15 protein-coding genes and 1 pseudogene are annotated in these 18,022 nt (G+C 73.8%); 3 read left to right on the top strand and 13 right to left on the bottom strand.

All coding sequences use genetic code 11. The features are described from left to right. Nucleotides 1-31 precede the first annotated feature (31 nt). From IE251_RS10035 to lipB, 6 genes are all read right to left on the bottom strand, one after another. Nucleotides 32-1,027, bottom strand: coding sequence for a methyltransferase (locus tag IE251_RS10035; RefSeq protein ID WP_189752597.1), 996 nt, complete (start codon nt 1,025-1,027; stop codon nt 32-34). 112 nt (nt 1,028-1,139) lie between these two features. After that, on the bottom strand, nt 1,140-2,225 hold the full coding sequence (locus IE251_RS10030) for a right-handed parallel beta-helix repeat-containing protein (protein WP_189752540.1): 1,086 nt from the start codon (nt 2,223-2,225) through the stop codon (nt 1,140-1,142). Nucleotides 2,226-2,346: 121 nt separating this feature from the next. Then, nucleotides 2,347-3,048 carry a DUF4191 domain-containing protein gene (locus IE251_RS10025; protein ID WP_030783133.1) on the bottom strand — a complete coding sequence of 234 codons (702 nt, stop codon included), beginning with the start codon at nt 3,046-3,048 and terminating at the stop codon, nt 2,347-2,349. An 81-nt stretch (nt 3,049-3,129) separates the two neighbouring features. Next, on the bottom strand, nt 3,130-3,330 hold the full coding sequence (locus tag IE251_RS10020; RefSeq protein WP_030616762.1) for an SCO2195 family GlnR-regulated protein: 201 nt from the start codon (nt 3,328-3,330) through the stop codon (nt 3,130-3,132). Between the two features lie 255 nt (nt 3,331-3,585). Further along, the gene (gene lipA, locus IE251_RS10015) at nt 3,586-4,551 is read right to left on the bottom strand and encodes a lipoyl synthase (protein WP_030783140.1); all 966 of its coding nucleotides are present in this window, start codon (nt 4,549-4,551) and stop codon (nt 3,586-3,588) included. Nucleotides 4,552-4,665: 114 nt separating this feature from the next. Beyond that, on the bottom strand, nt 4,666-5,463 hold the full coding sequence (gene lipB, locus IE251_RS10010) for a lipoyl(octanoyl) transferase LipB (protein WP_189752539.1): 798 nt from the start codon (nt 5,461-5,463) through the stop codon (nt 4,666-4,668). A gap of 238 nt (nt 5,464-5,701) precedes the next feature. On the opposite strand from lipB, the gene IE251_RS10005 reads away from it, so the two are divergent. Beyond that, nucleotides 5,702-7,171 (top strand): NsdA family TPR-like regulatory protein, encoded by a 1,470-nt coding sequence (locus IE251_RS10005; protein WP_030783144.1) that lies wholly within the window; start codon nt 5,702-5,704, stop codon nt 7,169-7,171. Nucleotides 7,172-7,209: 38 nt separating this feature from the next. Here IE251_RS10005 and IE251_RS10000 read toward each other — a convergent pair whose 3' ends face one another. Together IE251_RS10000 and IE251_RS09995 are read right to left on the bottom strand one after the other, a co-directional pair. After that, the gene (locus IE251_RS10000; protein ID WP_189752538.1) at nt 7,210-8,676 is read right to left on the bottom strand and encodes an NAD(P)/FAD-dependent oxidoreductase; all 1,467 of its coding nucleotides are present in this window, start codon (nt 8,674-8,676) and stop codon (nt 7,210-7,212) included. Between the two features lie 183 nt (nt 8,677-8,859). After that, nucleotides 8,860-9,753, bottom strand: a complete 894-nt coding sequence (locus IE251_RS09995; RefSeq protein WP_189752537.1) for a TIGR01777 family oxidoreductase — start codon at nt 9,751-9,753, stop codon at nt 8,860-8,862. A gap of 74 nt (nt 9,754-9,827) precedes the next feature. Here IE251_RS09995 and IE251_RS09990 point away from each other — a divergent pair, with 74 nt between their 5' ends. Then, the gene (locus tag IE251_RS09990; RefSeq protein WP_189752536.1) at nt 9,828-10,316 is read left to right on the top strand and encodes a GNAT family N-acetyltransferase; all 489 of its coding nucleotides are present in this window, start codon (nt 9,828-9,830) and stop codon (nt 10,314-10,316) included. Nucleotides 10,317-10,344: 28 nt separating this feature from the next. Here IE251_RS09990 and IE251_RS09985 read toward each other — a convergent pair whose 3' ends face one another. Then, nucleotides 10,345-11,523: a MarP family serine protease gene (locus tag IE251_RS09985; RefSeq protein WP_189752535.1), complete on the bottom strand. Its 1,179-nt coding sequence runs from the start codon at nt 11,521-11,523 to the stop codon at nt 10,345-10,347. Nucleotides 11,524-11,625: 102 nt separating this feature from the next. Between IE251_RS09985 and IE251_RS09980 the strand changes: the two are divergent. Next, nucleotides 11,626-12,453 (top strand): annotated as a pseudogene (locus IE251_RS09980) (peptidoglycan recognition protein family protein); the annotation flags it as partial. Between the two features lie 218 nt (nt 12,454-12,671). Here IE251_RS09980 and IE251_RS09975 read toward each other — a convergent pair. From IE251_RS09975 to IE251_RS09960, 4 genes are all read right to left on the bottom strand, one after another. Continuing rightward, complete coding sequence (locus IE251_RS09975) at nt 12,672-13,190, bottom strand: DUF4240 domain-containing protein (RefSeq protein WP_189752596.1); 519 nt, start codon at nt 13,188-13,190, stop codon at nt 12,672-12,674. Between the two features lie 58 nt (nt 13,191-13,248). Beyond that, the gene (locus IE251_RS09970; protein WP_189752533.1) at nt 13,249-14,232 is read right to left on the bottom strand and encodes a helix-turn-helix transcriptional regulator; all 984 of its coding nucleotides are present in this window, start codon (nt 14,230-14,232) and stop codon (nt 13,249-13,251) included. Between the two features lie 59 nt (nt 14,233-14,291). After that, complete coding sequence (gene aceE / locus IE251_RS09965) at nt 14,292-16,994, bottom strand: pyruvate dehydrogenase (acetyl-transferring), homodimeric type (protein ID WP_189752532.1); 2,703 nt, start codon at nt 16,992-16,994, stop codon at nt 14,292-14,294. 259 nt (nt 16,995-17,253) lie between these two features. After that, entirely contained in the window at nt 17,254-17,877 is a 624-nt protein-coding gene (locus IE251_RS09960) for a GntR family transcriptional regulator (RefSeq protein WP_030783170.1), read from the bottom strand. Between the last annotated feature and the right edge of the window lie 145 nt (nt 17,878-18,022).

The following is an 18,022-nucleotide window of genomic DNA, read 5'->3' as shown; positions in this document are numbered from 1 at the left end:
CCCGGCACCGGTGTGCCGTGGGGGAGCGGTCTCACCCGCGGACCGTGCAGTCGAACGCGTGCAGGAACGGATTGACCGGGCGGATGTCGCCGACCTCCAGGCCCGCCGCCCGCAGCCGGCCGGTCATGCTGGCGGTGGTGTGCTTGGCGCCGCCCACGTTGAGCAGCAGCAGCAGGTCCATGGCGGTGCTGAACCGCATGGACGGAGTGTCGTCCACCAGGTTCTCGATGACGACGACCCGGGTGCCGGGGCCGCCCGCCTCGACCACGTTGCGCAGCAGCCGGGCGGTGGACTCGTCGTCCCACTCCAGGATGTTCTTGATGATGTAGACGTCGGCCTTGACCGGGACGGCCTCGCGGATGTCACCCGGCACGATCCGGGTCCGGCCGGCCAGGTCGCCGCCCTCGCGCAGCCGGGGCAGCGCGTTGTCCACCACCCGCGGCAGGTCCAGCAGATAGCCCAGCATCGCCGGGTACTTGTCGAGCAGGCTGGCCACCACGTGCCCCTGCCCGCCGCCGAGGTCGGCGACCGAGTCGCTGCCGGACAGGTCGAGCAGCGTGGCGACCTCCCGGGCCGACTGCTCGCTGGAGCGGGTCATCGCCCGGTTGAAGACGTCGGCGGACTCCGGGGCGTCCTCGTTGAGGTACTCGAAGAACTCCTTGCCGTACAGGTCCTGTACGACGTTGTGGCCGGTGCGCACCGCCCGGTCCAGCCGGGGCCAGGCGTCCCAGGTCCACGGCTCGGTGCACCACAGGGCGATGGCGCGCAGGCTGTTCGGGTCGTCCTCGCGCAGCAGCCGGGACATCTCGGTGTGGGCGAACGTGCCGTCGGGCCGCTCGGCGAAGACGCCGTAGCAGGACAGGGCGCGCAGCAGCCGGCGCAGCGGCCCGGGCTCGGTGTGCACGGCCGCCGCCAGGCTCTGGACGGTCATGGGGGCGTCGCCGAGGGCGTCGGCGACACCGAGCCGGGCGGCGGCGCGGACGGCGGCGGCGCAGGCCGCCCCGAACACGAGCTCGCGCAGCCGCATCGACGGCGGCGGGGTGGGGGGTGCCCCGGGCTCCGGCGCGGTGGAGAGCGCGGGGGATGGTGCGGTCATGTGCCGCCTTCCTTCCTTGCGTGGGTCGGGTACGGCCGTCCGGTCAGCACAGGCCCGCGGGCCTGGAGGCGCGGCAGGAGTTGCGGGTGAAGGCGTTGCCGCTCTTCGCCGCCTCCTGGTTGACCAGGTCCGCCGGGGAGTTGGCCGACAGGTGGTTGCCGGTGATCCGGTTCCGCTCGCTGGTGGCACCGACGAAGCTCTTGAACAGGACGATGCCGCCCGACAGCGGGGACTTGCCCGAGTGGCCGGTGACGGTGTTCCGGGAGACCAGGGTGTTCTCGGTGCCGGTCAGGACGATGCCGGAGCCCTGGAGGTAGGGCAGCCGGGCGGTCTTCGGGCAGTACTTGTTGTTCCGCTCGACCAGGTTGGCGCGTACGGTCAGCGCGCCCGCCCGGGGCTTGTTCTCGTCGCCCACGATGAACACGCCGGCGCAGTTGCCGGTGACGTGGTTGCGCCGGACGGTGAGGTCGCGCAGCCGGCGGACGGTGAGCCCGATCCGGTTGCCCTCCAGCAGGGTGCGGTCGACCACGGTGCCCTTGCTGTCCTGGGCGCCCTGTTCGGCCTTGACGCTGTTGGCGAGGAACAGGCCGGCGTCGCCGTTGCGCCGGGCGGTGTCCCGGCGGAAGACGCCCCGGGTGGAGTGCTCCTGGGCGATGCCCCACTGGCCGTTGTCGTCGGCGGTCACCCCGGTCACGGTCAGATGGTCGGTGCCCATGGACCACAGGCCGACCTTGGCGAACCCGGTCACCGACAGATCGGCGACGGTGACGTCCCGCAGGGGCTTGTGCTTCCCGCCGACCACGCAGATGCCGTTGCCGGAGCCGAGACAGGTGGGGGTGGCCCCCTTGGCGGGCGGTACGAGCTTGGCGCCGGCGGGCGGCCGGATGACGGTGTCCGGGCCCGCGCCCCGCAGGGTCACCGCGGCCGTCCTGAGCGTGACGCTCTCGTGGTAGGTGCCGGCCAGGACCCGCACGGTGTCGCCGGGCCGGGCGGCGTTCACCGCCTTCTGGATGGATTCACCGGGGTGCACCACGAGGGTCCGGTGGGCCGCCGACGCCGGGGCGGCGCCGGCGAACGCACCGACGAGGGCCGTGGCGCATGCGAGGTACGTAATATGGCGTTTTGTCACATCCCGAAGGCTAAAAGCGGATGAGCCGACAACCCGCCGGATGCTCCGTTCGGTGGCGTGTCAACGAAGCCCCGCACCCTGGAGGGGGTACGGGGCTTCGTCGATGGCGTACGGGTGCGGGTCAGCGCCCCCGGGGGCCGCCCTTCGGGAGGCGCATCCCCTTCGGCATGGGGCCTTTTGGCAACGGCATGTTGCTCATCAGGTCGCCGAGCGCGCGCAGCCGGTCGTTGGTGGCGGTCACCTGGGGGCCGGTCAGCACCCGCGGGAACTTCAGCAGGGTCGTGCGCAGCTTCTTCAGCTCCACCTGGCCCTCGCCGTTGCCCACGATCACATCGTGCACCGGCACGTCCGCGACGATCCGGTTCATCTTCTTCTTCTCGGCCGCCAGCAGGGTCTTCACCCGGTTCGGGTTGCCCTCGGCCACCAGCACGATGCCGGCCTTGCCGACGGCCCGGTGCACCACGTCCTGGCTGCGGTTCATCGCCACCGCCGGAGTCGTCGTCCAGCCCCGGCCGATGTTGTCCAGCACGGCCGCGGCGGCGCCCGGCTGGCCCTCCATCTGGCCGAACGCGGCCCGCTCGGCCCGGCGGCCGAACACGACGGCCGTCGCCAGCAGGGCGACCAGCAGACCGAAGATGCCCAGGTAGACCGGGTGTCCGATCAGGAAGCCGATCGCGAGGAAGACACCGAGCGTGCCGATCCCGACGGCCGCGAGTACAAGGCCGATCGTCTTGTCGGCCTTGCGGGTCATCTGGTACGTGAGGGCGATCTGCTTCAGTCGCCCGGCATTCGCGGCGTCCGCCGCGGTTTCCTTCCTCGCCATGCCACGAAGTCTACGTGCCCCCGGGAGCGCCTACGACGGCAGTGCCCGGCGGGGCCGGTCCGGGGGCGGGGCCGGGCGGGGTCAGGAGCGGCCGGCGGCGGCCCGCTCCAGGAACCGCTGGGCCTCGACCCGGTCCTTGGCCCGGCGGCGGTCCTCCAGGACGGAGGTCCAGGCGTTGCGGCGGGCGGTGCGCTGGCCGCCGCTCAGCAGCAGGGACTCGACGCGGCGCAGCGCGTCGGTGAAGGACGGGATGGCGGTGGCGCGCACGGGTGGTGCCTGCATGATCGGGATCCCCCCTCGAAGCGGTGGAGTCAGGGGCGTGACACCAGGGTCACTGTCTGGTGTTACCAGGGCGTGACCGGCCGGTCAAACAGTGGTGAACCCCCCGGTGCCGGAGCCGGAACGAACGGCGCGGCCCCGGCGGTCGCCCTCATCAGCGAGGACGGCCGGGACCGCGTCGACTCGGCCATTACCGGCCAGTAGCAATTTGTGCGACGATTCACACGCGCGGCTCACACCGCGGAACCGGAGCGGGACTCACACCGCCTGGGCGGCGACGAAAGCGCCCCGCTTCTCGACGGCCATCTGGTACAGCCGCCCGGCGCGGTAGGAGGAGCGCACCAGCGGGCCGGACATCACACCGGAGAAGCCGATCTGCTCGGCCTCCTCCTTCAGCTCCACGAACTCGTGCGGCTTCACCCAGCGCTCCACCGGGTGGTGCCGGACGGAGGGGCGCAGGTACTGGGTGATGGTGACCAGCTCGCAGCCCGCCTCGTGCAGCTGCTTCAGCGCCTCGCTGACCTCCTCGCGGGTCTCGCCCATGCCGAGGATCAGGTTGGACTTGGTGACCAGGCCGAAGTCGCGGGCCTCGGTGATGACCTTCAGGGAGCGCTCGTAGCGGAAGCCGGGACGGATCCGCTTGAAGATCCGGGGGACCGTCTCGACGTTGTGCGCGAAGACCTCGGGACGGGACTCGAACACCTCCGCCAACTGCTCGGGCACCGCGTTGAAGTCGGGGGCCAGCAGCTCCACCTTGGTCCGGCCGCCCTCGCGCCCGGCCGTCTGCTCGTGGATCTGGCGCACGGTCTCGGCGTACAGCCAGGCGCCGCCGTCCGGCAGGTCGTCGCGGGCCACGCCGGTGATGGTGGCGTAGTTCAGGTCCATCGTCACCACGGACTCGCCCACCCGGCGCGGCTCGTCGCGGTCGAGCGCCTCGGGCTTGCCGGTGTCGATCTGGCAGAAGTCGCAGCGCCGGGTGCACTGGTCGCCGCCGATGAGGAAGGTCGCCTCGCGGTCCTCCCAGCACTCGTAGATGTTCGGGCAGCCGGCTTCCTGGCACACCGTGTGCAGGCCCTCGCTCTTCACGAGGTTCTGCATCTTCGTGTATTCGGGGCCCATTTTCGCCCGGGTCTTGATCCACTCGGGCTTGCGCTCGATGGGGGTCTGGCTGTTGCGGACCTCCAGGCGCAGCATCTTGCGTCCGTCGGGTGAGACTGCGGACACGTCGGCTCCCTGTGACTTCGATTCTTCGGCGTACACCAGGGTACGCCCGTGCTCATTGCGCCCTGCCGGTGAGACCAACCTCCCGACCGCAGGGCGCATTCCCGGTGCCGACGGTCAGGCGGACGCCTTCTCGATCTCCCGGGGCTTCAGGTCCGCGTTCTCCAGGACGTCCCTGAGGTGCTTCTCCACCACCGGCACGACCTCCTCGACCGTGATGTCCCGGCCCAGCTCGCCCGCGAGGGAGGCCACGCCCGCGTCGCGGATGCCGCACGGGATGATCCGGTCGAACCACTTCATGTCCGGGTTCACGTTGAACGAGAAGCCGTGCATCGTGACGCCCTTGGCCACCCGGATGCCGATCTGCGCGATCTTGCGGTCCTCGCGCCGCTGGCCCGCGTTGGACGGGGCGTACTCGGGGCCGTTGAGCCGGGGGTCGAACTCCTCGTCGGTCAGGCGCGGGTCGAGGTCCAGGGACAGCCCCCCGAGCGCCGGCCGCTGCTCGACCGGGTCGCCGAGCACCCATACGCCGCTGCGGCCCTCGACCCGGGTGGTCTCCAGGCCGAACTCGGCGCAGGTGCGGATGAGCGCCTCCTCCAGCCGCCGTACGTGCGCGACCACGTCCACCGGGCGGGGCAGCTTCTGGATCGGGTAGCCCACCAGCTGGCCCGGGCCGTGCCAGGTGATCTTGCCGCCGCGGTCCACGTCGATGACCGGGGTCCCGTCCAGCGGGCGCTCGCTGTCCTCGGTGCGCCGGCCGGCCGTGTACACCGGGGGGTGCTCCAGGAGGATCACGGTGTCGGGGACCTCGTCGGCGAACCGGGCCGCGTGGATCCGGCGCTGCTCGTCCCAGGCCGCCTGGTAGTCGACGGCATCGGCACCGAATCCCCTGCGGACGAACCGCAACTCACTCACGGCAAGCGCCTCCCTCGGCGATGGGTGTGTCAGGCATGTATCGCGCCCACGCCACTGTACGTCCGAGCCGTACACGTCAGCCCGGCGGGCGTTCCTCACACGATCGGATGAAGGTGGCGCAAAGTGTGTGATCGTCTGCTCACTCTCCGCTACATTCGCGCCGTTCGTGAGCCATAAGGGCTGCTCAAAGGCAATCCGGGCACGTCCACCGCCCGGAAGGCAGGAGACCGCACCGCAGATGACGGACCGACCCGCGCAGCGCACCCCCAACCGCCAGCTCGCCGCGCTCATCGCAGAAGCGGGGTTCTCCAACGCGGGTCTGGCGCGTCGCGTCGATCAGCTCGGTCTGGAACACGGGCTGGACCTCAGATACGACAAGACATCGGTCACCCGCTGGCTGCGCGGGCAGCAGCCGCGCGGCACCACCCCCGCCCTCATCGCCGAGGTCTTCACCCGCCGGCTCGGGCGCCGGCTCACCGCCCAGGATCTCGGCCTGGACTCCTGTGCGCCGGTGTACGCCGGGCTGGAGTTCGCGGCCACCCCGGAGGAGGCCGTCGACATCGTCAGCGGCCTGTGGCGCAAGGACTCCGGCAGCCACGCCGAGCTGCGCAAGATCGCCTTCACCCCGGCGGGCCTGGTCGTGCCCAGCCGGGACTGGCTGATCGGCAAGCCCGACGACCGGGTGGCCCGCGAGCCGGGGCCCCGGGTGCCGCAGCAGGGCCGGCCCGGCGCGGTCAGGTCCCCGCTCCCGCCCGGGGCGGCGGCCGCGGCCCGCGCCCGCGCGAGTGCCGAACGCGCCCCCGGCCACCGGGTCACCACCGGCGACATCGCCGCGCTGCGCTCGGTCGGCGAGCTGTTCCGCACCCTCGACGACCGGTTCGGCGGCGGCCACGCCCGGCAGGCGCTGGTGCGCTACCTGGAGCACGAGTGCGAGCCGATGCTCCGCGGCAGCTACGGCGAGCAGACCGGCCGCCGGCTGTTCGGCGCCGCCGCCGACCTGACCCGGCTGGCGGGCTGGACGTCGTACGACATCGCCGCGCACGGGCTCGCCCAGCGCTACTTCGTGCAGGCCCTGCGGCTCGCCCAGGCCGCCGGCGACCGGGCCTACGGCTCCTACGTCCTGGTCACCATGAGCCGCCAGGCCGTCTACCTCGGGCACGGCAGGGAGGCCGTGCAGCTGACCCGGGTCGCCCAGCAGGGCGTCGGCACCGGCGCCCCGCCCGTCGTCCAGTCGCTGCTGCACGCCTCCGAGGCGCGGGCGCACGCCGTCCTCGGCGAGGTACGGGCGTGCACCGCGGCGCTGGTGCGGGCCGAGCGCGCGCTGGAGGCGGCCCGGCCCGGGGACGAGGTGCCGCACTGGGCCCGGTTCTTCGACGAGGGGCAGCTCGCCGACGAGTTCGCGCACTGCCACCGGGACCTCCAGCAGTTCCGGGCGGCCGCGCAGCACGCCGAGCGCGCCCTCCAGCTGCGGGCGCCAGCCTTCGCCCGCAGCCGGCTGTTCTGCCGGGTCGTCCTCGCCACCGCGCGGCTCGGCCTCGGCGAACTCGACCAGGCCTGCGCGCTCGCCGCGGAGGCCGCGGGGCAGGCCGCCGAGATGCGCTCCGCCCGCGCGGTGGAGTACGTCAAGGACTTCGAACGCCGGCTGGAGCCGTACCGGGACGCGGCGCCGGTGCGCGGTTACCGGGAGAAGGTCGCGACGCTCGGGTAGGGCCACCCGAAGCCACGCCCCGACGCCACGCCTGGGGGCTACGCCGCCCTCGGCAGCACCGGGGCCGGGTCCGCGCGGTGCATCGAGCCCGTCGCGCCCAGGTCCGCCAGGATGGCCGCCGCCGCCCGGCGGGCGGAGTGCAGCGCGCCCTGGACCGTGCTGGTGTCGCGGTGGTCGCCGCACACGTACAGGCCCGCCAGGAGGCGCACCGGGCGGCGCGGGTCGTGCGGGGGGCGCATGGCCGGGACCGCCTCGGGGGTGTGGTGCACGGCCAGCGTCTCCCAGCGGCGCGTGGAGGTGCCGTAGAGCCGGGCCAGGTGGATGCGGACGGCGGTGTCGACGCCCTCCGGCGGCGGGCCCAGCACCGTCGAGGAGATCAGCACCCGGCCGGCCGGCGCCCGGCTCGGGTCCACGGTGCTGAGCACCGCCGTGTGCGCCACCGGCCCGCCCCGGTCCGCGTCCAGCAGCAGCGAGGCGCCGGTCGGGAGGGCCTCCGCGGGTTCGTCCGTGGTGTGGTGGAGCACCGTCACCGGATGGAAGTCCGGCACCCGCAGCCCGGGCAGCAGCTCCGCCGCGGCCCGCGCGTCGGTGGCCAGCAGCACCGCCCGGCAGCGGATCTCGCCGTGCTCGGCGGTGGCCACCGAGGTCGTGGACACCGAGGTGACCCGCACCCCGGTGCGCACCGTGCCCGGCGGCAGCGCGCGGGCCAGCAGCTCCGGCAGCGCCTCCGCGCCGCCCTCCGGCACGCACAGCCGGCCGCTCGCGAAGGCGCGCAGCGCCAGGTCGGCGCACCGGCTCGACGTGGTCAGCTCCGGGTCGCACAGCAGCGCGGCCAGCAGCGGGCGCAGGAAGCCGTCGATGGTGCGCGCCGGCACCCCGCGCCGGGCCAGCGCCTGGGCGGCGGGCAGCTCGGGGCGGGCCAGGACGCGCTCGACGGGGGTCGCCGCGAGCCGGCCGAGCGCGGCGCCCAGCCGGGCCTGGTCCACGGCGCCGCCCACCGGCGCGCCGCCGGCCCGGCCGGGCGTGACCGTCGTGCCCCGGCCGGTCGCGGCCCGGGCCGCCGTGGCCCTGGCGGCCGTGACCCCGAGGACCGTATCCCTGAGGGCCGTACCCCGGGCGGCCGTACTCCTGGGCGTTCCGGCGAGGGCGCGCACCACATGGAGTGCGCCCCGTGCGCCCCTCGCGCTCCCGCCGGGCGCCGGGGCGCCCGCGCGCTGGAGGCGCCCGTCGCGGTGCAGCAGCACGCCCGGCGCGAAGCGGCGCACGGCCAGCTCGGTCAGGCCCGGGGTCAGCCGGAGTTCGGGGTAGGACGTGGACAGCAGCTGTCCGACGCGGTCGAGCCGGAAGCCGTCGACCTTCTCCGTCGACATGCGACCGCCGACGTACGGGGCGGCCTCCAGGACCGCGGTGGTGATTCCGGCGCTGGTCAGCCGGTGAGCGGCCGAGAGGCCGGCGATGCCGGCCCCCACGATGACGACGTCCACCTGGTACGCGGGCTCAAGCACGAGGCCCCTCCTGTGGTTACGCGGCCGGTGGAGGAGCCATGCCTCCGACTGGCGCCACGGATACCCGAGTTCGGATCGAGGTTAGGGCGGTGATCGGTCAGGAGGAGTCGCGCATCAACAGGGCACGGTCGCATGGAGGTCGCATACGGTCACTTTTGTTCGCCCGTGTTGCCAATCGGCTCATTACGCCGCGCGGATCGCCTCCTCGATACCGGGAAAGGCGAACCGGAAGCCCGACTCCAGCAGCCGCCTGGGCACCACCCGCTGACTGCCCAGCACATCCCCCGCCATCTCCCCGAGGACCACCCGCAGCACCCCGCCGGGCACCGCGCACACCGCCGGCCGGTGCAGCACCCGCCCCATCGCCGCCGTGACCTCCCGGTTCGTCAGCGGCTGCGGGGCGGTCAGGTTGAACGGGCCGGACAGATCCTCCCGGTCGACGAGATGCCGGATCGCGGCCACCTCGTCGTGCAGCGCGATGTACGACCAGTACTGCCGCCCGTCGCCCAGCCGCCCCCCGAGCCCCGCCCGGAACAGGGGGAACAGCCGCCCCCAGGCCCCGCCGCCCCGGGCCACCACCAGACCCGTGCGCAGGAACACCGTCCGCACCCCGGCCTCCTCGGCGGGCGCCGCCGCCTCCTCCCACTCCACGCACAGCCCGGCCAGGAAGCCGTCGCCGGGAGGCGCGTCCTCGTCCACGACCCGCTCGCCGGTGTCGCCGTAGAAGCCGATCGCGCTGCCGTTGAGGAACACCCGGGGCGGCTCGGGCAGCGAGGCCACCGCCTCGGCCAGCGCGGCCGTGCCCAGCACCCGGCTGTCCCGCAGCACCCGCTTGTACTCCGGCGTCCAGCGCCGGTCGCCCACCCCGGCCGCCGCGAGATTCACCACCACCTCGCACCCGGTCAGCCCGGCCGCGTCGACCCGGCCCCGCTCCGGGTCCCAGCGGACCTCGTCCGGGCCCCGGGGCGCCCGGCGCACCAGCCGCACCACCTCGTGCCCGTCGGCGGCCAGGGACCGCACCAGGGCGCCGCCGATGAGACCGGACGCGCCGGCCACCGCGATACGTGAACGTTCCATGGCCCCAAGCATGACCCCACCCGCACCCCGGAAAACCGCTGGACACCCGGACCGCGCGCCATAGGGTGACCGTCATGCCCGAGCCCCGCATACGTACCGCCCAGGCCCGTGACGAGGAGGAACTGGCCCTCCTCGACCGGGCCGTCTGGTCCACCCTGCACGCCGTCATGCCCCGGCCGGCGCCGCCGTACCCGCCGTTCTTCGACGACCGGCACCGCCCGGAGGACTTCCTCGTCGCCGAGGACGGCGGACGCCTCCTCGGCTATGTCCGCCTCGCCCGCCCCACCCCGCTCGCCTCCAACGCGCACGTCCTGCAGATCCAGGGGTTCGCCGTCGCCGAGGAGGCGCGCGGCCGGGGCGTCGGGCGCGCGCTGATCCGGGCCGCCGTCGACCGGGCGCGCGAGCGCGGCGCCCGCCGGCTGACCCTGCGGGTGCTCGGGCACAACGCCCCGGCCCGGTCGCTGTACGAGTCCGAGGGGTTCGCCGTCGAGGGCGTGCTGCCGGGGGAGTTCTTCCTCGACGGCCGCTACGTCGACGACGTCTTCATGGGCCGGTCCCTGTGAACACGGGCGGCGCGAAGCCCCGGTGACGCTACGCGGCGACCAGCTCCCCGGTGTCCACCCGGGCCGTCGCCGTGGCCGCCCGCCGGGCGTCGCCCGTCAGCTCGTCCGCCGTCAGCACGTAGCCCGTCCCCGCGTCCGAGACGGACCGGGCGAAGACCATCCCGAGCACCCGGCCGTCCGGGGTCAGCAGCGGGCCCCCGGAGTTGCCCGGCAGCACCTCGGAGCGGACCGCGTACAGCTCCCGGGTGACCGTGCGCTCGTCGTAGATGTCCGGGCTGGTCGCCCGCACCCGGTCGGTGACCTTCGCCGCCCGCAGGTCCAGGCCCCCGTCCTCCGGGTAGCCCGCCACCACCGCCGGGTCCCCGCGCCCGGCGTCCGGGGCGAACCGCAGCGCCGGCGCGCGCAGCGCGGGCACGTACAGCACCGCCACGTCCCGGCCCGGGTCGAACAGCACCACCCGGGCCGGATACCACCGCCCGGCCCCGCCGACCCGCACGCCCGGCCGGTCGATGCCGGCCACCACGTGCGCGTTGGTCAGCACCCGCCGGGACGCGTAGACGAACCCGCTGCCCTCGCGGCCCTCGGCGTCCGCGAACCCCTCGACCTTGACCGTGCCGCTGCGGGCCGCCCGGGCAGCGGCCGGGGGGACACCGTCGCCGTCCGGGGCCGCCCGGGCCGCCGGCTCGTCCGCGAACGGGCCGGACACCCGGGGGAAACCCGCCTCGGACAGCGCGGACGTGGCCCGCGCGAACCAGGCGGGCGTGGTCTCGGGCATCCGCTGCCGCACCGCGCCCGGCAGCGTCGAGTCCCGTACCTGAGCCGTGAGCGCCGGAGCCGGGGCCGCGCCCAGCACGCCCGCCGCGACCGCCGCCACCACCAGCACCGCCACCGCGTGCACCGAGGCGCCCCCGACGCCGTCCGCCACCCGCAGCGGGCCCCGGTCCGTCCGCCCGCGCAGCCGCCGCGCCGCCCGGCCCGCCAGCGCGCACCCCAGCACCGCCGGCACCAGCAGCGTCACCGCGGCGAGCGCCGTGACCGCCGCCGAACCGCGCACCTGGCCCGTCGCCCACGGCAGCAGCCACATCCCGACGGCCGCGCCACCCGTGAAACCGGCCGGCGAGACACACCCGGCCGACAGCCCGCGCCGGTATCCCGGCACCGCGGAGCAGACGGCCACCACAGCGAGCAGCAGATCCAGCAGGTTCACGGCAGCCGCCTTTCTCCCGGGTCCCCCGGACCGGGACCCGAGGTTCCGCCAGGTGGCAGAGCGCGCGTCGCGGGTACGGCCCGGCGGCTTGACAGTGGGATCATGCGTGTCCTTCGAAGAGCCCCGCAGGCCCCGGCACGGCCCGTCGCGGGGAACCCCCGTACCGCACGGCGGATACCCGGGGCGCTGCTGGTGCTGCTCGGCTGCCTGTCCGGGCTGCTCGCCGTCGGCGCGCTGGTCCTGTGCGCCCGTGGCGCCGAGCGCGCCGCCGTCTCCCGCCCCGACCGCCCCGCCGCCGGGGCCCGGCCGCCCGTCGGGCACCGGGCCGCCCGGCCGCGCATCGTGCCGCGCTCCGCCTGGCTGGACCGCATCACCGGGCACACCCAGCCGCCCCCGCGCTACGACGACAAGGTGGTGGCCGTCTTCCTGCACCACACCGACTCGCCCAACGACTACGCCTGCGCCGACGCGCCGCGCATCATCCGCGGCCTGTACGCCGGCCAGACCGGTGCCCGGCACTGGGACGACATCGGCTACAACTTCCTCGTCGACCGCTGCGGCACCATCTACGAGGGCCGGGCCGGAGGCGTCGACCGGCCCGTCACCGGCGCCCACAGCCAGGGCTTCAACCACCGCACCGCCGGGATCGCCGCCCTCGGCACCTTCACCGCCGGCGTCCCCGTGCCCCGGGCCATGACCGACGCCATCGCCGCCCTCGCGGCCTGGAAGCTGGGGCTCGCCGACATCGATCCGCGCGGCCGGGCCAAGCTGGTCTCCAGCAGCGGCCAGAGCCGCTACCGGGCGGGCGCCACCGCCACCCTGCCCGCCCTCGCCGGGCACGACGCCGGATTCCCCACCAGCTGCCCCGGCGCGGCCCTGACCGCCCGCCTCCCGGCCATCCGGGAGCGGGCCGCCCAGCTCCAGGGCCGCCCGGCCACGACGCCGTCCCGGAAGCCGGCCGCGACGCACCCCCTCGAGACCCGCAGCCCGCGCCCCTCTCTCCGCCCCACGGCGGTGCCCGGCACCAACGCGCCCACCACTGGAGGAAAAACCGGCAGCAGCCCCGCCCGGGCCGAGCCGACCGGAGCCGAGCGGACCGGAGCCGAGCCGGCCGAAGGCGGGAAGCACGGGAAACAGCCGTGAGGCCGTCATGACCTGAACCGCTCCCACAGCCGGGGAAACCGCCCGGCGAGCACCCGGTCGTCCTCCAGGTCCAGCGGCGTGCCCTCCGGCTCGGCCGGGGCCGGGGCGAGGCCCAGCTCGGGGGCGACGGTCCCGGTCAGCTGCTCGTACGCCTCGTCCGCCGCGTACCCCAGCTCCTCGCCGTCGCCGTCGACCTCCTCGTCGAACTCGCCCAGCAGCCCGGCCAGCGCGTCCGGGTCGTGCAGGGCGCCCTCGAACACCTCCCGGCCCTGACCGATCAGCCAGCACCGGAAGAAGTCGAACGCGTCGTCGCTGCACCCGTCCAGCAACAGCCAGGCGGCACCCCACAGGTCCCAGCGGTAGGCGCGGTTGTAGCGGGCCTCGAAGTGGCGGGCGAAGTCCAGCACCTGCTCCGGATCCAGCCGCAGCAGCCGCTCCACGAGCAGGTCGGCCTGCTCCTCGGGGTCCCCCTCGGCGGCCCCGCGGGTGGAGTCGATCAGCTCCCAGAACTCCGTCTCGTCCATCACGCCACCAGCATCGGGCCTCACCCGGCGGCACGCACCCGGAGTACGGCCCAGGTGCTCAGCCGTCCTCGCGGTGGTACAGGGCGGCGGCGCGGGCCGCGTCCGCCGCGAACCGCTCGCGCAGCGCGGCCGGCGCCAGCACCTCGGCCTCCGGCCCGAGTGCCGTCAGCTGCTCGTACGCGACCTCCTCCGACTCCACGGGCAGCGTCACCGTCACCCGGCCCGCCCCGTCCGGCGCGCCCGGCTCGGCGAGGGCCGCCCGCGCGGCCAGCGGATCGACGGCGTGCGGCAGCCGGCGCACCCCCTCCGGGGAGAGCCGTACGACGACCTCGGCACGCAGGATCGACCGGGCGAACCGCTCGGCCTGCTCCGCCCAGAAACCCGGCAGATCGAACCCCGGATCACGGTCGAACCGCTCGCCGAGCGGGTCCACGTCGGTGAACCGGTCGATCCGGTACGTCCGGAAGGAGCCGTTTGAGGCCACCCGCGCGCACAGGTACCAGACACCGGCCTTCAGCACCAGCCCGTACGGCTCCAGCCGCCGCTCCACCGTGTCCCCGGCGCGCCGGTACCGGGCGAGGACCCGCCCGTCGTCCCACACCGCCTCGGCGAGCACCGGCAGCAGCGCGGGCGTCTCGGGCTCCCGGAACCAGGCGGGCGCGTCCAGGTGGAAGCGCTGCGCGGCGGCGTCCGGGGCGTCCCGCAGCGAGGGCAGCAGGGCCGCCGACACCTTCAGCCGGGCCGCCGAGGCGACGTCCGCCAGGCCCATCTCCCGCAGCGCCCCCGGCACCCCGCTCAGGAACAGCGCCTCGGCCTCGCCGCGGGCCAGCCCGGTCAGCCGGGTCCGGTACCCCCCGATCAGCCGGTACCCCCCGGCCCGCCCCCGGTCGGCGTACACCGGCACGCCCGCCTCGGACAGCGCCTGGGCGTCCCGGGTCACGGTCCGCTCCGACACCTCCAGCTCCCGCGCCAGCTCGGCGGCGGTCATGACGGGCCGGGACTGGAGCAACAGAACCATTTTGATGAGCCGGGCCGCACGCATGCGCCCATGATGCCAAGAGGCCCCCGCCGAAGCGGGGGCCTGCTCATCCGGCCGGTCCGTTACAGCCCGTACTTCTCCCGGGCCTCCTTGACCGCCGTCGCCTTGATCTCGCCGCGGCGGGCGAGCTGGGCCAGGGCGGCCACGACGATCGACTCGGCGTCGACGCCGAAGTGGCGGCGGGCGGCCTCACGGGTGTCCGACAGACCGAAGCCGTCGGCGCCCAGCGAGGACCAGTCCTGCTCGACCCACTGCGCGATCTGGTCCGGGACCTGGCGCATGTAGTCGGACACCGCGAGCACCGGGCCCTCGGCACCCTGGAGGGCCTGGCGGACGTACGGCACCCGGTCCTCGCCGCGCAGCAGCGCCGCGTCGGCCTCCAGCGCGTCCCGGCGCAGCTCGGTCCAGGAGGTCGCGGACCACACGTCCGCGGCCACGCCCCACTCCTCGGCCAGCAGCTTCTGCGCCTGAAGGGCCCAGTGGATCGCCGTGCCGGAGCCCAGCAGCTGGATGCGCGGGGCGCCCGCCGCGACGGTGATGCCCGCGGACTCGGCCGTGTTGAAGCGGTACAGGCCCTTGACGATGCCCTCGTCGATGCCGAGGCCCTGCGGCTTGGCCGGCTGCGGCAGCGGCTCGTTGTAGACCGTCAGGTAGTAGAAGACGTTCTGGTCCTCGCCCGGCTTGGCCTCGCCGTACATCCGGCGCAGACCCTCACGGACGATCACCGCGATCTCGTAGGCGAACGCGGGGTCGTACGTCAGCGCGGCCGGGTTGGTCGCGGCGATCACCGGGGAGTGGCCGTCGGCGTGCTGGAGGCCCTCGCCCGTCAGGGTCGTACGGCCCGCCGTCGCGCCGATCAGGAAGCCGCGGCCGAGCTGGTCGCCGAGCTGCCACATCTGGTCGGCCGTGCGCTGCCAGCCGAACATCGAGTAGAAGATGTAGAACGGGATCATCGCCTCGCCGTGCGTCGCGTACGACGACGAAGCGGCGATGAAGTCGGCCATCGAACCGGCCTCGGTGATCCCCTCGTTGAGGATCTGGCCGTTCTTGGCCTCCTTGTAGTACATCAGCTGGTCACGGTCGACCGGCTCGTACGTCTGGCCCTTGGGCGAGTAGATGCCCAGGGACGGGAAGAGGCTCTCCATGCCGAAGGTGCGCGCCTCGTCCGGGACGATCGGCACCCAGCGCTTGCCCGTCTCCTTGTCGCGGACCAGGTCCTTGATCAGGCGGACGAACGCCATGGTGGTGGCCACGTTCTGGGAGCCGGAGCCCTTGTCGAAGGAGGCGAACGCCTTCTCGGCCGGGGCGGGCAGCGCGGGCAGCGGGTGGGTACGGCGGGCCGGGGCCGGGCCGCCGAGGGCCGCGCGGCGCTCCTGGAGGTAGCGCACCTCCGGGGAGTCGGCGCCCGGGTGGCCGTAGGGCACCACGCCGTCGACGAAGTCGCTGTCCTTGATCGGCAGGCCGAGGCGGTCGCGCATCGCCTTGAACTCGTCCACCGTCAGCTTCTTCATCTGGTGGTTGGCGTTCTTCGACGCGAAGCCCTCGCCCAGGGTGTGGCCCTTGACCGTCTGGGCCAGGATCACGGTCGGCGCGCCCTTGTGCTCGACGGCGGCCTTGTACGCGGCGTAGACCTTGCTCGCCTCGTGACCACCGCGCGAGACGTGGAAACACTCGAGGATCTTGTCGTCGCTCAGCAGCTTGGCCATCTCGACCAGCGCCGGGTCCTTGCCGAAGAAGTCCTCGCGGATGTAGGCGGCGTCGCGGGTCTGGTACGTCTGGACCTGCGCGTCCGGTACCTCGCGCAGCCGGCGGACCAGCGCGCCCGTGGTGTCCAGGGCGAACAGCTCGTCCCAGGCCGAGCCCCACAGCGTCTTGATCACGTTCCAGCCGGCGCCGCGGAACTGGGCCTCCAGCTCCTGCACGATCTTGAAGTTGGCGCGGACCGGGCCGTCCAGGCGCTGGAGGTTGCAGTTGATGACGAAGGTGAGGTTGTCCAGCTGCTCACGCGAGGCCAGCGCGAGGGCGGCCGTGGACTCCGGCTCGTCCATCTCGCCGTCGCCGAGGAAGGCCCAGACGTGGGAGGCGGAGACGTCCTTGATCCCGCGGTTGGTCAGGTAGCGGTTGAACCGCGCCTGGTAGATCGCCGACAGCGGGCCGAGGCCCATGGACACCGTCGGGAACTCCCACAGCCAGGGCAGCCGGCGCGGGTGCGGGTAGGAGGGCAGACCGTTGCCGCCGGCCTCCTGGCGGAAGTTGTCGAGGTGCGCCTCGTTCAGGCGGCCGTCGAGGAAGGCGCGGGCGTAGATGCCGGGGGAGGCGTGGCCCTGGATGTACAGCTGGTCGCCGGAGCCGTCGCCCTCCTTGCCCTTGAAGAAGTGGTTGAAGCCGGTCTCGTACAGCCAGGCGGCGGAGGCGAAGGTCGCGATGTGGCCGCCGACGCCGTGCTTGCTGCCACGGGTCACCATGGCCGCCGCGTTCCAGCGGTTCCACGCGGTGATCCGGGCCTCCATCTCCGGGTCACCGGGCAGGGCCGGCTCCGCGGAGGTGGGGATGGTGTTGACGTAGTCGGTTTCGAGGAGCTTCGGCAGCGCGATGCCGCCCGCCTCGGCGCGCTCCAGCGTGCGGCGCATCAGGTACGCGGCGCGGTGCGGTCCGGCTTCCCTGGCCACGGCGTCCAGGGAGGCCTGCCATTCGGCGGTCTCCTCCGGGTCGCGGTCCGGGAGCTGGTCGAGCGCGCTCGGCTGGATGGCGTTGGGGTCGGTCATGTCGCCGCCTTCCTCAGTCGAAGGGGGTTCCCTCATCGTCAAGGGTTCGGGGGTGCCCTAGGTCTTTGGCAGGACAGGGCAGTGGACTTCGGTGGAAGTCCGTCGGCGACTGTAACCCTCTGATCGATGATCGATCAAAGGGTTGAGGGCGAAAAGGTCTCGATTCCGAGAAAGTAGGCACCCGGTGCCTTCGAAATGGGCACCCGGTGCCGCCTTTGAGGGGGGTTTTCGCAGGTGAGCGGGGGTATGCTCGGCTGGGTCAGGCGCGCGGCGCGCACCCCAGCACATGCGCCTTCACCAGCTCCGCGATCCGCGGGTCCCGGCGCTGGAACGCCTGCACCAGCTCCTCGTGCTCCTCCGCGTACGACTGCTGGACCGTGCCCAGCCAGCGGATCGACAGCGCCGTGAACACCTCGATGCCCAGGCCTTCCCACGTGTGCAGCAGCACCGAGTTGTGCGCGGCCCGCACCAGCTCCCGGTGGAAGCCGACCGTGTGCCGCACCTGGGCCGTGCCGTCCGCCTTCCGGTCGGCCTCGTACAGGGCCGCTACGTGCGGCTCGAGCGCCGAGCAGTCCTCCGCGAGCCGCTCGGCCGCCAGCTCGGCGGCGATCGCCTCCAGGCCCGCCCGGACCGGGTAGCTCTCCTCCAGGTCGGCCGCCGTCAGATTGCGGACGCGTACGCCCTTGTTCGGGGCCGACTCGATCAGCCGCAGCGACTCCAGCTCGCGCAGCGCCTCCCGCACCGGGGTCTGGCTGACCTCCAGCTCGGTCGCGATCCGCCGCTCCACGATCCGCTCGCCCGGCTGCCAGCGCCCGCTGACGATTCCCTCCACGATGTGCTCGCGGATCTGCTCGCGCAGCGAGTGGACGACGGGCGCGGTCATGACGGCTCCTTAGGGAGGGGCCGTCCTGCGGCCCCCGGGGGCTTTGACGCTTAGACAATACGGCTGGTTCGCTCCGCGGGAAGGGCGTGCGGGGGCGCTTCTCCGCAGGTGAGACGAGCCTTACACGCTGCGCACCCGGACAAAC

Source organism: Streptomyces eurythermus (genome assembly GCF_014649115.1).
Classification (GTDB): domain Bacteria; phylum Actinomycetota; class Actinomycetes; order Streptomycetales; family Streptomycetaceae; genus Streptomyces; species Streptomyces eurythermus.
Note: the sequence above shows the minus strand (reverse complement) of the source record. Positions and strands in the feature narration are given on the sequence as shown.